This is a genomic window from Streptococcus mitis, assembly GCA_001560895.1.
GTDB lineage: Bacteria > Bacillota > Bacilli > Lactobacillales > Streptococcaceae > Streptococcus > Streptococcus mitis_Q.
Genome location: CP014326.1, coordinates 1,940,428 through 1,955,860, shown reverse-complemented (window position 1 = coordinate 1,955,860; position 15,433 = coordinate 1,940,428). Strand labels below are relative to the sequence as shown.

Below are 15,433 nucleotides of genomic sequence, written 5' to 3'. Positions count from 1 at the left end.
CTAGAAAAGACCTCAAGCTAACTTCCACATTAAGCTTGAGGTCTTTTTTGACACTATTTGTCCTTGTTTAGCCATTTATCGACTAATCGAAGAACGACACCGAATAAGTGCTAAAGTCGGGAGTCACCCAATCGGGTGGCTTTTTTGTTTGTGGCTTTGTTTTTTGATATAATAGAGCCATGAGTAGAATTTTAGATAATGAGATAATGGGGGACGAGGAGTTAGTAGAACGCACGCTCCGTCCTCAGTATTTACGTGAATATATCGGTCAGGACAAGGTCAAGGACCAGCTCCAAATCTTTATCGAGGCTGCCAAAATGCGGGATGAAGCGCTGGATCATGTGCTCTTATTTGGCCCTCCAGGTTTGGGAAAAACGACCATGGCCTTTGTTATTGCCAATGAATTGGGAGTAAATCTCAAGCAGACTTCGGGTCCTGTCATTGAAAAAGCCGGTGATTTGGTAGCGATTTTGAATGACTTAGAGCCTGGGGACGTCCTTTTTATTGACGAGATTCATCGTTTGCCCATGTCGGTGGAAGAGGTACTTTACAGTGCCATGGAGGACTTCTACATCGATATTATGATTGGTGCTGGTGAAGGCAGTCGCAGTGTTCATTTGGAGTTGCCACCTTTCACTTTGATTGGTGCGACGACTCGGGCTGGTATGCTCTCAAATCCTCTACGGGCACGTTTTGGGATTACAGGTCATATGGAATACTATGCCCATGCTGACTTGACAGAAATTGTTGAGCGGACAGCAGATATTTTTGAGATGGAAATAACTCATGAGGCAGCATCCGAGCTGGCCTTGCGTAGTCGTGGAACCCCTCGTATTGCCAATCGTCTCCTCAAGCGCGTGCGCGATTTTGCCCAGATTATGGGGAACGGGGTTATCGATGATCTTATTACTGATAAGGCTTTGACCATGCTAGATGTTGACCATGAAGGTTTGGACTATGTGGACCAAAAAATCCTTCGTACCATGATTGAGATGTACGGTGGTGGCCCTGTCGGGTTAGGCACTCTTTCCGTCAATATTGCTGAGGAGCGCGAGACGGTGGAAGACATGTACGAGCCTTACTTGATTCAAAAAGGTTTTATCATGCGAACACGGTCTGGACGGGTTGCAACGGCTAAGGCCTACGAACATTTAGGTTATGAATACAGTGAAAAATGATCAAGAAATACTAGAAGTTTTTAGAGAAAATCCGGATATGATGGCTATTCTGACCATCATCCGAGATCTTGGTCTGAAAGACTCGTGGTTGGCAGCAGGTTCGGTACGAAATTTCATATGGAATCTCTTGTCAGAGAAACCACCTTTTGACTGTGAAACAGATGTTGATGTCATTTTCTTTGATCCAGATATTTCTTATGAGGAAACCTTGTCCCTAGAGAAAAAGTTGAGAGCGGATTTTCCTCAGTACCAGTGGGAGTTGAAAAATCAGGTCTATATGCACCAGCATAGCCCTCACACTGCTCCCTATAGCAGTTCTTGTGATGCTATGAGTAAGTATCCAGAACGGTGTACGGCGATTGGGCTCCGATTGAATGAAGACTCCGCTTTAGAATTCTTTACTCCTTATGGACTTGAGGATATTTTGAATTTCCAAGTTCGCCCAACTCCTCATTTTTTAGAAAATGAAGACCGAATGAAGCTCTATCAAACACGATTATCCAAGAAAAATTGGCAAGAAAAATGGAAAAATTTGATTTTTAAAAATACTTAAGGAAACTTTAAGCTAGGAAGTGTATACTAAGTACATAAGTTAAGAAGACCTTAACTTAAACTCCTAAAACTTTTTCATAATAATCTCCCTATAAAAATAGAGTCGCCCAATCAGGCGACTTATTTTTTTGAAAAATGGGCTTTGTGCCTGAGAATAAATAGCTTAGTGATAGAAGAAAATGGGGAAATATGGTATAATGAAACGATAGATTTTTGAATAGGAATAAGATCATGTTTGGATTTTTTAAGAAAGATAAGGCTGTGGAAGTAGAGGTTCCGACACAGGTTCCTGCTCATATCGGCATCATCATGGATGGAAATGGCCGTTGGGCTAAAAAACGTATGCAACCGCGAGTCTTTGGACACAAGGCGGGCATGGAAGCATTGCAAACTGTGACCAAGGCAGCCAACAAACTGGGAGTTAAGGTTATTACAGTTTATGCTTTCTCTACGGAAAATTGGACCCGCCCCGATCAGGAAGTCAAGTTTATCATGAACTTGCCGGTAGAGTTTTATGACAATTATGTCCCAGAATTGCACGCAAATAATGTTAAGATTCAGATGATTGGGGAGACGGACCGCCTGCCTAAGCAAACCTTTGAAGCTTTAACCAAGGCTGAGGAATTGACTAAGAACAACACAGGATTGATTCTTAATTTTGCCCTCAACTATGGTGGACGTGCTGAGATTACACAGGCGCTTAAGTTGATTTCCCAGGATGTTTTAGATGCCAAAATCAACCCAGGTGACATCACAGAGGACTTGATTGGCAACTATCTCTTTACCCAGCATTTGCCTAAGAATGTACGAGATCCGGACTTGATTATCCGTACTAGTGGAGAATTACGTTTGAGTAATTTCCTTCCATGGCAGGGGGCCTATAGTGAACTCTATTTTACAGATACCTTGTGGCCTGACTTTGACGAAGTAGCCTTGCAGGAAGCCATTCTTGCCTACAATCGTCGTCATCGCCGATTTGGAGGAGTTTAGGAGGAGATATGACAAAGGATTTACAAAAAAGAACCTTGTTCGCAGGGATTGCCCTGGCTATTTTCCTACCGATTTTGATGATTGGGGGACTCTTGCTTCAGATAGCAATTGGAATTATAGCCATGCTAGCCATGCATGAACTTTTGAAGATGAGAGGTTTAGAGACCATGACTATGGAGGGGCTCTTGACCCTCTTTGCAACCTTTGCCCTGACCATTCCCTTGGAGAATTACCTGACTTTTTTGCCAGTTGATGGGAATGTGGTTGCCTATAGTGTGTTGATTTCAATTATGTTAGGAACGACTGTTTTTAGCAAGTCTTATACGATTGAGGATGCTGTTTTCCCTCTTGCTATGAGTTTCTATGTGGGCTTTGGATTTAATGCCTTACTAGATGCTCGTGTTGCAGGTTTGGACAAGGCTCTCTTAGCTTTGTGTATCGTCTGGGCGACCGACAGTGGTGCCTATCTTGCTGGGATGAACTATGGGAAACGAAAATTAGCACCAAGGGTATCGCCTAATAAAACACTTGAGGGTGCCTTTGGCGGTGTTTTAGGAGCAATTTTAGTAACCATTATCTTTATGATAGTTGACAGTACAGTTGCTCTTCCGTATGGAATTTACAAGATGTCAGTCTTTGCTATTTTCTTTAGCATAGCTGGACAATTTGGTGATTTACTAGAAAGTTCGATTAAGCGTCACTTTGGTATTAAGGATTCTGGGAAATTTATCCCTGGACATGGTGGTGTTTTGGATCGTTTCGATAGTATGTTGCTTGTATTTCCAATCATGCACTTATTTGGACTCTTTTAATCAAAAGACGGAGGAAATACTATGCTCGGAATTTTAACCTTTATTCTGGTTTTCGGGATTATTGTGGTGGTGCACGAGTTCGGGCACTTCTACTTTGCCAAGAAATCAGGAATTCTAGTGCGTGAATTTGCCATTGGTATGGGACCCAAAATCTTTGCTCATATTGGCAAGGACGGGACGGCCTATACCATTCGAATCTTGCCTTTGGGTGGCTATGTTCGTATGGCCGGTTGGGGTGATGATACGACTGAAATCAAGACAGGGACTCCTGTCAGTTTGACGCTTACTGATGACGGTAAGGTTAAACGCATCAATCTCTCAGGTAAAAAATTGGATCAAACGGCCCTCCCTATGCAGGTGACCCAGTTTGACTTTGAAGACAAGCTCTTTATCAAGGGCTTGGTTCTGGAAGAAGAAAAAACATTTGCAGTGAATCACGATGCAACGGTTGTGGAAGCAGATGGAACTGAGGTTCGGATTGCTCCCTTGGATGTACAATATCAAAATGCAACTATCTGGGGCAAACTGATTACCAACTTTGCAGGTCCTATGAACAACTTTATCTTAGGTGTCGTTGTTTTTTGGATTTTAATCTTTATGCAGGGTGGTGTCAGAGATGTCGATACCAACCAGTTCCATATTATGCCCCAAGGGGCCTTGGCTAAGGTGGGAGTACCAGAGACAGCTCAGATTACCAAGATTGGTTCACATGAGATTAGCAACTGGGAAAGTTTGATCCAGGCTGTGGAAGCAGAAACTAAAGATAAGACGGCCCCAACCTTGGATGTGACTATTTCTGAAAAGGGTAGAGACAAGCAAGTCACTGTTACTCCTGAAGAAAATCAAGGTCGTTACCTTCTAGGTGTTCAACCGGGAATTAAGTCGGACTTTCTATCCATGTTTGTGGGTGGTTTCACAACCGCTGCTGACTCAGCTCTCCGAATTCTATCGGCTTTGAAAAATCTGATTTTACAACCGGATTTGAACAAGCTAGGTGGACCTGTTGCCATCTTTAAGGAAAGTAGTGATGCTGCTAAAAATGGAATTGAAAACGTCTTGTACTTCTTGGCAATGATTTCCATTAATATCGGGATTTTTAATCTTATTCCGATTCCAGCTCTGGATGGTGGTAAGATTGTTCTCAATATCCTAGAAGCTATCCGCCGTAAACCATTAAAACAAGAAATTGAAACCTATGTCACCTTGGCCGGAGTGGTCATCATGGTTGTCTTGATGATTGCTGTGACCTGGAATGACATTATGCGACTCTTTTTTAGATAATCGAGGAATATTATGAAACAAAGTAAAATGCCTATCCCAACGCTTCGCGAAATGCCAAGCGATGCTCAAGTTATCAGCCATGCTCTTATGTTGCGAGCTGGTTATGTTCGTCAAGTATCTGCAGGTGTTTATTCTTACTTGCCACTTGCCAATCGTGTGATTGAAAAAGCCAAAAACATCATGCGCCAAGAATTTGATAAGATTGGTGCTGTTGAGATGTTGGCTCCTGCACTTCTCAGTGCAGAGTTGTGGCGCGAATCAGGTCGTTATGAAACTTATGGTGAAGACCTTTACAAGCTAAAAAACCGTGAAAAATCAGACTTTATCCTAGGCCCAACTCACGAAGAAACCTTTACAGCTATTGTCCGTGATTCTGTTAAGTCTTACAAGCAATTGCCACTCAACCTTTACCAAATCCAGCCTAAGTATCGTGATGAAAAACGCCCACGCAATGGACTTCTTCGTACACGTGAGTTTATCATGAAAGATGCTTATAGCTTCCATGCTAACTATGATAGTTTGGACAGTGTTTATGATGAGTACAAGGCTGCCTATGAGCGTATTTTCACTCGTAGTGGCTTAGACTTTAAGGCTATCATCGGTGACGGTGGAGCCATGGGTGGTAAGGACAGCCAAGAATTTATGGCCATTACACCTGCTCGTACAGATCTTGACCGCTGGGTTGTCTTGGACAAGTCAGTTGCCTCATTTGACGAAATTCCTGCAGAAGTGCAAGAAGAAATCAAGGCAGAATTGCTTAAATGGATGGTTTCTGGTGAAGATACCATCGCCTACTCAAGTGAGTCTAGCTATGCAGCTAACTTAGAAATGGCAACAAACGAGTACAAACCAAGTAACCGTGTTGTCGCTGAAGAAGAAGTGACTCGTGTTGCAACACCAGATGTTAAATCAATCGATGAAGTTGCAGCCTTCCTAAACGTTCCAGAAGAACAAACAATTAAAACTCTCTTCTACATGGCAGATGGTGAGCTTGTTGCAGCCCTTCTAGTTGGAAATGACCAGCTCAATGAAGTTAAGTTGAAAAACCACTTGGGAGCAGATTTCTTTGACGTTGCTAGCGAAGAAGAAGTTGCAAACGTTGTTCAAGCAGGATTTGGTTCACTTGGCCCAGTTGGTTTGCCAGAGAATGTTAAAATCATTGCAGACCGTAAGGTGCAAGATGTTCGCAATGCAGTTGTGGGTGCTAACGAAGATGGCTACCACTTGACTGGTGTGAACCCAGGTCGTGACTTTACTGCAGAATATGTGGATATCCGTGAAGTTCGTGAGGGTGAAATTTCTCCAGACGGACAAGGTGTCCTTAACTTTGCGCGTGGTATCGAAATTGGGCACATCTTCAAACTCGGTACTCGTTACTCAGCAAGCATGGGAGCAGATGTCTTGGATGAAAATGGCCGTGCTGTGCCAATTATCATGGGCTGTTACGGTATCGGTGTCAGCCGTCTCCTCTCAGCAGTTATGGAGCAACACGCTCGTCTCTTTGTTAATAAAACGCCAAAAGGTGAATACCGTTACGCTTGGGGAATCAACTTCCCTAAAGAATTGGCACCATTTGATGTGCACTTGATTACTGTCAATGTCAAGGATGAAGAAGCGCAAGCCTTGACAGAAAAACTTGAAGCAAGCTTGATGGGAGCTGGTTACGAAGTCTTGACAGATGACCGCAACGAACGTGTCGGAGTCAAATTCAGCGATAGCGACTTGATTGGATTGCCAATCCGCATCACTGTTGGTAAAAAAGCAGCCGATGGTATCGTAGAAGTTAAGATTAAAGCGACTGGTGACACTATCGAAGTTCATGCAGATAATGTGCTTGAAACGCTTGAAATCCTCAGCAAGAAATAAAAACTATAATCAGAAGAAAAACAAGGAAAAAATGTAACTAGTTTTTACCTTGTTTTTTCTGTATAATGGGAAAAATGACTAGATAAAGAGGTAAATATATGCTAAGATTTCCAAAGGATTTTGTCTGGGGATCCTCTACTTCTGGGCCGCAGACAGAAGGGCGTGTAGCTGGTGACGGTAAGGGAGATAATCTCTGGGATTATTGGTATCAGGTGGAGCCAAATCGTTACTATAATGGGATTGGTCCAGATAAGACATCGACTTTTTATGAAAATTGGGAACAGGATATTGAGCTTTTGTTAGAGACTGGTCACACGGCCTTTCGGACTTCTATCCAGTGGTCACGGATTTTTCCACAAGGCTGTGGAAAAGTCAATCCTCAAGGTGTGGATTTCTATCGTAAGGTCTTTGAGGCTATTAAGGCTAAGGGGATTCGTCTGTTAGTCAATCTCTACCACTTTGATTTGCCTTTTGCTCTTCAAGAAGCTGGTGATGGTTGGGAAAATAAGGCGACTGTCTCAGCCTATGAAGACTATGCTCGTTTCTGTTTTGAGACTTATGGAGATTTAGTGGATCAATGGATTACCTTTAATGAGCCCATCGTTCCTGTAGAATTTGGCTATTTTTACGATGCACATTATCCACATAAGGTGGATGCAGAAGCGGCGGTTAAAGTAGCCTACCACACACAATTAGCTAGCAGTCTAGCGGTCAAGGCCTGTCATGAACTCTTACCTGATTCCAAAATTGGGATTGTCCTCAACTTGACACCGGCTTATCCACGTAGCCAGCATCCTGCTGATGTCAAAGCTGCTCGTATTGCGGCCCTTTTTCAAGCCCAATCTTTCTTAGATCCGTCTGTTTTGGGGACTTATCCACAGGAGTTGGTAGAAATCTTGCATGAACACGGTCTCTTGCCTGATGCTACAGAGGAAGAGTTGGAGATCATTCGTGATAATACGGTAGACTTCCTTGGTGTCAACTACTATCAACCTTTGCGTGTTATGGCACCTCGATTTGCTAAGCATCCAGATAGTCCACTCTTACCAGAACATTTTTACGAGCCTTATGTTATGCCTGGACGTAAAATCAATCCTCACCGTGGCTGGGAAATTTATGAGCAAGGGATTTATGACATCGCCCAAAATATCAAGGAAAACTATGGCAATATCGAGTGGATGTTGACTGAGAATGGTATGGGTGTTGAAGGGGAAGAAAAATTCCGTCAAGATGGAATGATTCAAGATGATTACCGTATTGACTTTGTAAAAGGTCATCTTCGTGAACTACACCGTGCTATTGAAAATGGAGCCAACTGTAAAGGATACTTAATCTGGACCTTTATTGACTGTTGGTCATGGCTCAACAGCTATAAAAATCGCTATGGTTTGGTCGAACTAGACTTGGAAACGCAAGAACGCCGTCTGAAGAAATCAGGCCACTGGTTCAAGGAACTAAGCGACAATAATGGATTTTAAAAAAGACTCTGACTGATTGTCCTAATTGGTCAGAGCTTTTACTTACAGGAGTTTAATTTCAACTATACCAATTTTTATTCTTGACAAGTGAAAGAAACAAGTATATACTGTTTTTGCTGATTCTATAAAAGAGGAATCAGACTATACCAATTTTAAGGAGAAAGCACAGCTGGTCTGTGTAGTATATACTATGTGTGGAATTGTTGGTGTTGTTGGAAACACAAATGCAACTGATATTTTGATTCAAGGGCTTGAAAAGCTCGAATACCGTGGCTATGATTCTGCGGGAATTTTTGTCTTAGGTGGTGCTGAAAATCATCTAGTTAAGGCTGTAGGCCGTATCGCAGAATTGTCTGCCAAGACAGTTGGTGTTGAGGGAACGACTGGTATCGGACATACTCGTTGGGCAACTCACGGGAAACCAACTGAGGACAATGCTCACCCACACCGCTCTGAGACTGAACGTTTTGTCTTGGTGCACAACGGGGTGATTGAGAACTATCTTGAAATCAAGGAAGAATACCTTGCAGGTCACCACTTCAAGGGGCAAACAGATACAGAAATCGCTGTTCACTTGATTGGGAAATTTGCGGAAGAAGAAGGTCTCTCAGTTCTTGAAGCCTTCAAAAAAGCTCTTCACATCATCCGTGGTTCTTATGCTTTTGCCTTGGTTGACTCACAAGATCCTGAAGTTATCTACGTAGCTAAGAATAAATCACCACTTTTGATTGGTCTTGGAGAAGGCTATAACATGGTCTGCTCAGATGCTATGGCTATGATTCGTGAGACCAACCAATACATGGAAATCCATGACCAAGAGTTGGTAATCGTCAAGGCGGATAGCGTGGAAGTTCAAGACTATGATGGTAACAGTCGTGAGCGTGCTAGCTACACTGCAGAACTTGACTTGTCAGATATCGGTAAGGGAACTTACCCTTACTACATGCTTAAGGAAATTGATGAGCAACCAACTGTTATGCGTAAACTCATCCAAGCCTACACAGATGAGGCGGGTCAAGTAGTGGTAGATCCAGCTATCATTAAGGCTGTTCAAGATGCAGACCGCATCTATATCCTTGCAGCTGGAACATCTTACCACGCAGGATTTGCTTCTAAGAAGATGTTAGAAGAATTGACGGATACACCAGTGGAGCTTGGAATCTCATCTGAGTGGGGCTATGGTATGCCACTTCTTAGCAAAAAACCACTTTTCATCTTTATTAGCCAGTCTGGTGAAACAGCGGATAGCCGTCAGGTTTTGGTCAAGGCTAATGAAATAGGGATTCCGAGCTTGACAGTGACAAATGTCCCAGGTTCAACTCTTTCACGTGAAGCCAACCATACCATGCTCCTTCATGCAGGGCCTGAAATTGCCGTGGCTTCAACCAAGGCCTATACAGCACAAATCGCAGCCCTTGCTTTCCTTGCAAAAGCAGTCGGTGAAGCAAACGGTAATGCTAAAGCGCAAGACTTTGATCTGGTTCATGAATTGTCAATCGTAGCTCAGTCTATCGAATCAACTCTTTCTGAGAAAGAAACCATTGAAGCCAAGGTTCGCGAGCTTCTTGAAACAACTCGTAACGCCTTTTACATCGGACGTGGTCAAGATTACTATGTAGCCATGGAAGCAAGTCTCAAACTCAAAGAGATTTCTTACATCCAGTGTGAAGGCTTTGCGGCAGGAGAACTCAAGCACGGAACCATTGCCTTGATTGAAGAAGGAACGCCTGTTTTGGCCCTCTTGTCAGATCCGGTCCTTGCCAACCACACTCGTGGAAATATCCAAGAGGTCGCAGCCCGTGGTGCCAAGGTTCTCACTATCGCAGAAGAAAATGTTGCCAAAGAGACAGACGACATCGTTCTTACGACCGTACACACTTACCTCTCACCAATCTCAATGGTCGTACCAACGCAATTGGTCGCTTACTTTGCAACCCTACACCGTGGTCTGGATGTTGATAAACCACGTAACCTTGCTAAATCAGTAACGGTAGAATAAGCTAAAAAAGTCTAGTTTATCTAGGCTTTTTCTTGTGAGCAAATTGGTTGCTTGTACTCATGATTCGTGTTATACTCTTCGAAAGTCTCTTCAAACTATGTCAGCTTCCATCTGCAACCTCAAAACACTGTTTTGAGCAGCCTGCGGCTAGCTTCCTAGTTTGCTCTTTGATTTTCATTGAGTATTAGAATAATTTTTCAAATTGAAGGACCGAAATAGACAAGGAGAATCACTGTGGTAGAATTGGGAATTTCAACATTTGGGGAAACAACGGAGCTTGAGGGAACTGGAAAGGCTTACAGTCATGCTGAACGCATTCGCCAGTTGCTGGCAGAGATTGAACTGGCTGACAAGGTTGGTTTGGATGTATATGGGATTGGTGAGCATCATCGAACGGATTTTGCAGTATCAGCTCCAGAGATTATTTTGGCAGCTGGGGCAGTCAATACCAAAAAAATCCGTTTGACCAGTGCAGTCAGCATTTTGTCAAGCATGGACCCGATTCGTTTGTTCCAACAGTATGCCACTATCGATGCTTTGTCAAATGGACGAGCGGAGATTATGGCTGGGAGAGGCTCTTTTACAGAATCATTTCCCTTGTTTGGCTATGATTTGAAAGACTACGAAGCCCTCTTTGATGAGAAATTAGACTTGCTTCAGTTAGTTAATGAAAAGACCAAGATAGACTGGAAAGGTAGATTGACCCAAACAATCTCTGGCAAAGAAGTTTATCCTCGTCCAGTTCAAGACAAATTGCCCTTGTGGATAGCGACAGGTGGTCATGTTGAATCAACAGTGAAGATTGCTCAGGCAGGCATGCCGATTGTCTATGCCATTATTGGTGGCAATCCTCGTTATTTTAAAAAGTTGATTCAGGCTTATCGTGAGATTGGGAGCGAAGCGGGTCATGCCAATCATGAGCTGAAGGTCGGAGCCCATTCTTGGGGTTGGATTGCTGAGGATGGCGATCAGGCTGTGAAAGATTATTTCCATCCGACCAAGCAAGTGGTGGATGCTATTTCCAAAGACCGTCCTCATTGGCAAGAATTGAGTTATGAGCAATACCTTGAACAAGTTGGGCCAAATGGTGCTATGTTTGTGGGTAATCCAGATCAGGTGGCAGAAAAATTGATTCGCATGATAGAGGATTTAGGTTTGGACCGCTTCATGCTCCATCTACCGCTTGGTTCTATGCCTCATGAACAAGTTCTAAGAGCTATTGAACTCTTCGGCACGCAAGTGGCTCCAAAAGTACGGGCTTATTTTGCCATGAAAGAGGCTTAATAAAAAATCCTAATCAAGCTTATTAGGACGACAAATATTGTACAAAAATTAATCCCCCGAGCTATAATGCTTGGGGGATTTTTCTATAGGAGGGCTAGTTTAGTTCTCTTTTTTGTTTTTTAGTAAGAAACCGAGACCTAGAAGGGCGAGGAGACTAATTCCTGCAAACAGGAGTTTGTGATCGTTTTTGGTTCCTGTATTTGGAAGTTCAGCTTGTTTAGCTAGGGGTGCAGGTGTATTTTCCTTGCTAGAGTTATCTACAGCTTCGTTTTGAACAGCTTCTTTTACAGATGATGCTTGTGCTTCTTGTGCTGGTTGTTCAGCTTGTGAATCAGCTGTAGCTTGGCTAGGTTTATGATCCTCATCCGCTACTTTTGCATCTGGTTTTGTAGAATCAGGTTTAGTTTGTGGAGCTGGAGTTTGCTGCTCCGGTTTGACTACTCGGTTTGGAATATTGTCTTGGCCGTTATTTTGACCTTGCTCTTGTGTTAAGCTAGAAAGATCAAATTCTGTTTTTTCTTCCACAGCTGGGGCAACGATGGCACCGCCTTGAGAGATTCGAAGAACAGTGGCTGTAAGGGCATTTAATTTCAAGCCTTTTTCAGTCCATTCAATCCCTTTCGGGTTGGCAATTCCGACTGGTCCTGCTTGGTTTTCATCTGCTAAAACTTCAGCATTTCTTAGATGTGCAAAGGCAGTTCCCAAATTAAATTCACGAGCTTTTTCGTCCGCATTGACAAAGACTGCATAGATATCACCGTTTGGAGCAGTGATTTGGTAGCCAATTACTACATCTTCTTTTTCCACACCATTTTGACCTGGAACAGTGATGAGGTGGACACGATCTTTGATATCTTTAAGACTCTTAAGTCGGAAGGCATCTGTAGATTGACGAAGGGCAATCAACCCTTTCATATAGTCACGGCTCTTGACATTTTCAGGATATGCTTTGCCATCTGTAGCCTTAGTCCAGTCAAACTTGTTAATAGCATCACTCGAATCGTAAGAGTCATGGATGAAGTAAGGATAGTCAAATGGATTACCGTCCTTATCACGCAACAAGTGAGATTTGTTTGGTTGTTTGTCCTCTGCTACTGGAGTCTTGTAGGCTGGGTCACGGAATTGTTTGGTGCGTCCGTATTCCTGACCAGAGTGGATAAATGGAGTTCCTTGAGCTGTCAAGACCATGAGGTTTCCAAGTCGCAAACGACGATGGATTTCAGCATAGTTCTCAGCCTTGCTTGGGTCTTTTTTGATAGACTGGGCAATGATATCAAAGAGGGTCAAGTTATCATGGGCTGCGATGTATTGGATGACATCTCCAGGACTGTCTGCTTCAAAGTTAGTTGGTTGAGCAATCAGATTTTTAAAGATAGTGTTTACATCACGTTTGCCACCTGTGATAAAGGCAGGTTGACCTTCGTTTGGATAACCAGATTTGAGGTTGTTGCGGATGTCATCTGAGAAGACAGCGACAGTATCGGTATGTTTCATCCAATCTTGGTCAGCAGCTTTAGTAGGCATATTTTCATCACCAGCATAGGTTCTCCAACCTTCACCCAGCATGATTAGGTTTGGATTGAGGGCGCGTGCAGCCTTGTAAGCTTCTTCGATAGAAGCGGCATCATGGTCTCCCATCATATCGAAACGGAATCCATCAACTTTGTAGGTATCAACTAGATACTTGATAGAATCAACTAGTAGGCGTTTGGTCATATAGTGAGTTGTCCCCAAACGTCCACCACCAAAGCTAGTTCGAGGTGTACCATCTGCATCCATAAAGTGGTAGTAGTTTGGCTCTAGGTCTTCAAAGATATCGACTTTGGCTGTGTGGTTATAAACGACATCTAGGATAGCTCCCATGCCACGTTTGTGGATTTCGTTGATGAGGTTTTTGAATTCTGCGATTCGTTTTTCTGGATTCTTAGGATCGCTTGAGTACATACCAGTCAATGAGAAGTAGTTTTGAGGGTCATATCCCCAGTTGTAGTTGCTGTTGCTTGAAGCATAGTCAGATAAGCGTTCGTGATTCTTCAACTCATTGACAAAATAGTAAGACAAGACTGGAAGGAGCTGGATGTGGGTTACACCCAAGTTTTTGAGGTAGTCTAGTTTTTCGATAAAGGCTTCAAAAGTACCAAATGGCTTAGTCAAATCTTTTGCGATGGCAGGATCTGAAGTGAAGTCACGCACATGAGCTTCATAGATGACAGCATCTTCGCGCGATTTGAAGTTGCGAATCTTACCATAAGTCAAGTCTTGAGGTCCTAGTTTAGCTGGATCTACAAAGGCAGCTTTAGCCACTTTATGGGCATCGTCAATCTTAGCATCGTCACTATTCCAAGCAGCGAGGGATTTAGCGTAAGGATCGAGTGCAAGAACAGTTTTACCTTGACGCTCGATTTGGTATTGATAATAGTAGCCAGTGAAATCTGTGATGCCTAGTTTGTTTGTGCTATCTAGAGTTTGTTTCCAAGTTCCTCTTTCCCCTTTTTCAAGAGCGACAGTTCCAACTACTTTTTCAGGGTCATTCTTGTCGTAGACAACAACAGAAACCTTATCAGCACTTGGTGACCAGAGAGTTAAATCAACCTGTTTTCCTTCTTCTTTGAGTTCAGCTCCGAGTTTACCATCATAGCTGTAAGTCTCATCTTTCAGGCGCCAGCTTGTTTTGGTAGTGAATTTGTCAGAGTTGTAGCTAACGGTATAAGGATGTTTTGTGTCAGAGAAATCTCCGCTGTAGGTCACTTTCTTACCAGCTTCATCTATTGCAACATCAGTGATAGTTACTTTGTTTCCTAGATGATTAGTGATGTTGGAGTGTCTGAGGATATCTTCTTTTTTAGCACCGACAAGTGTTGAAAAACTACTTTCAATGCTAGAAGTTCCTACGTGTTGAGCTCCTGTCATGCGGATATCGTGCACATAGTAGGGGTTGGTGTAGATGGTTTCGTCATCATCTTTTAGGAAAATTTGGCTATGGTTTTTTAAATCTGTGAACTTATAATCTTCTTTACGGATTTTCACATCGTCTCCTTGTTTCTTTCTGTCTAGTAATAAAAATCCAAGATCTTTAGCTGCATCTTTGAGTGGAATATCGATATAGCGACCATATTTGCCTGTAGCCGTAAAGTCTGTTCCGTTAGGCCATTCACCACTACTTGGATTTTTCACATCTCCCCAGTACCAGAGAGATTTCTTGTCATAGTTGCCATCTGTACGGTAGTAGTTGACGCGAATAGTTCCTGCAGGTTGTGGCTCGTAAGAGAAAACCTTGTGATCTTGGTCCAACCAAGCCTCATTCATCTTTGGTGCCAGTTTTTCTACCGATTTATCGCCGGTTAGATTTTTTCCGGCTGTATTATTGATGAGGAAGCTAATTTTTTTGGCTTGTTCTCCCTTTAATTTGACATCTAGGTAGTAGCCGTAGTCATCTTTTTTGGCATCCTTAAAGGACAAAGCTCCGTTAGGCCAGTTTTCAGAAGGTTTTTCAACATCGTCCCAAGTCCATAGTCCTTGAGCATCCTTGTTTTCTTCAGGAAGTTTTTTGACGTGGATACGGAAGTAATTGTCTTCGATTGGCTCTTCGGCCTTAGTTTCAGTTGTTACTGGACTCGTAGAAGTAGTTGCCTCACTTGAACGATCTTGCCCGGTTTGTGGTGCTGCATCAGCTGGGCTTGCAGCAGGACTAAGTGTCTCTGTTGCAGGAGCTTCTTCTTTTTTTAGGGAAGCGTTTGCATTGTTAGGTGAAGAAAAATCGCTTTCGTTCTTACCAGAGCTGTCAGCTGTACCAGTAGTTGGTTGAACAATAGTGTTCGAAGCTTCTGTACTAGTTGTAGTATTTTCGTTGGCTGAGATAGTTGGTGTAGCCATAGCAAGTAGGACAAGGCTTGCGCCGATAAGGACAGAACCAGTTCCATTCTTGAGGGAACGGATGCTGTAAACCATTTTTTTCTCAGTGTGAGATGGTGTTTTTCTCATAATCATTCTCCA

10 protein-coding genes are annotated in these 15,433 nt (G+C 43.0%); 9 read left to right on the top strand and 1 reads right to left on the bottom strand.

Translation table 11 applies throughout. From position 1 onward, the window contains the following. Positions 1 to 206 precede the first annotated feature (206 nt). The 9 genes from AXK38_09055 (at position 207) to AXK38_09015 (ending at position 11,440) form a co-directional block, all read left to right on the top strand. Positions 207 to 1,178, top strand: a complete 972-nt coding sequence (locus tag AXK38_09055) for an ATP-dependent DNA helicase RuvB (GenBank protein AMH89382.1) — start codon at positions 207 to 209, stop codon at positions 1,176 to 1,178. Then, positions 1,159 to 1,731 (top strand): hypothetical protein, encoded by a 573-nt coding sequence (locus AXK38_09050; GenBank protein AMH89381.1) that lies wholly within the window; start codon positions 1,159 to 1,161, stop codon positions 1,729 to 1,731. Before AXK38_09055 ends, AXK38_09050 begins: the two co-directional genes overlap by 20 nt. Before the next feature lie 230 nt (positions 1,732 to 1,961). Continuing rightward, the gene (locus AXK38_09045) at positions 1,962 to 2,720 is read left to right on the top strand and encodes an isoprenyl transferase (protein ID AMH89380.1); all 759 of its coding nucleotides are present in this window, start codon (positions 1,962 to 1,964) and stop codon (positions 2,718 to 2,720) included. A gap of 8 nt (positions 2,721 to 2,728) precedes the next feature. Continuing rightward, the gene (locus AXK38_09040; protein AMH89379.1) at positions 2,729 to 3,532 is read left to right on the top strand and encodes a phosphatidate cytidylyltransferase; all 804 of its coding nucleotides are present in this window, start codon (positions 2,729 to 2,731) and stop codon (positions 3,530 to 3,532) included. Positions 3,533 to 3,553: 21 nt separating this feature from the next. Further along, the gene (locus tag AXK38_09035; protein ID AMH89378.1) at positions 3,554 to 4,813 is read left to right on the top strand and encodes a metalloprotease RseP; all 1,260 of its coding nucleotides are present in this window, start codon (positions 3,554 to 3,556) and stop codon (positions 4,811 to 4,813) included. A 12-nt stretch (positions 4,814 to 4,825) separates the two neighbouring features. Further along, positions 4,826 to 6,679, top strand: coding sequence for a proline--tRNA ligase (locus AXK38_09030; GenBank protein AMH89377.1), 1,854 nt, complete (start codon positions 4,826 to 4,828; stop codon positions 6,677 to 6,679). A 98-nt stretch (positions 6,680 to 6,777) separates the two neighbouring features. Further along, positions 6,778 to 8,157, top strand: a complete 1,380-nt coding sequence (locus AXK38_09025) for a 6-phospho-beta-glucosidase (GenBank protein ID AMH89376.1) — start codon at positions 6,778 to 6,780, stop codon at positions 8,155 to 8,157. Between the two features lie 190 nt (positions 8,158 to 8,347). Then, positions 8,348 to 10,156 carry a glutamine--fructose-6-phosphate aminotransferase gene (locus AXK38_09020; protein AMH89375.1) on the top strand — a complete coding sequence of 603 codons (1,809 nt, stop codon included), beginning with the start codon at positions 8,348 to 8,350 and terminating at the stop codon, positions 10,154 to 10,156. A 234-nt stretch (positions 10,157 to 10,390) separates the two neighbouring features. Continuing rightward, positions 10,391 to 11,440, top strand: a complete 1,050-nt coding sequence (locus AXK38_09015; protein ID AMH89374.1) for a 5,10-methylene tetrahydromethanopterin reductase — start codon at positions 10,391 to 10,393, stop codon at positions 11,438 to 11,440. Positions 11,441 to 11,539: 99 nt separating this feature from the next. Here AXK38_09015 and AXK38_09010 read toward each other — a convergent pair whose 3' ends face one another. Next, positions 11,540 to 15,421 (bottom strand): amylopullulanase, encoded by a 3,882-nt coding sequence (locus AXK38_09010; protein AMH89373.1) that lies wholly within the window; start codon positions 15,419 to 15,421, stop codon positions 11,540 to 11,542. Positions 15,422 to 15,433: the final 12 nt, after the last annotated feature.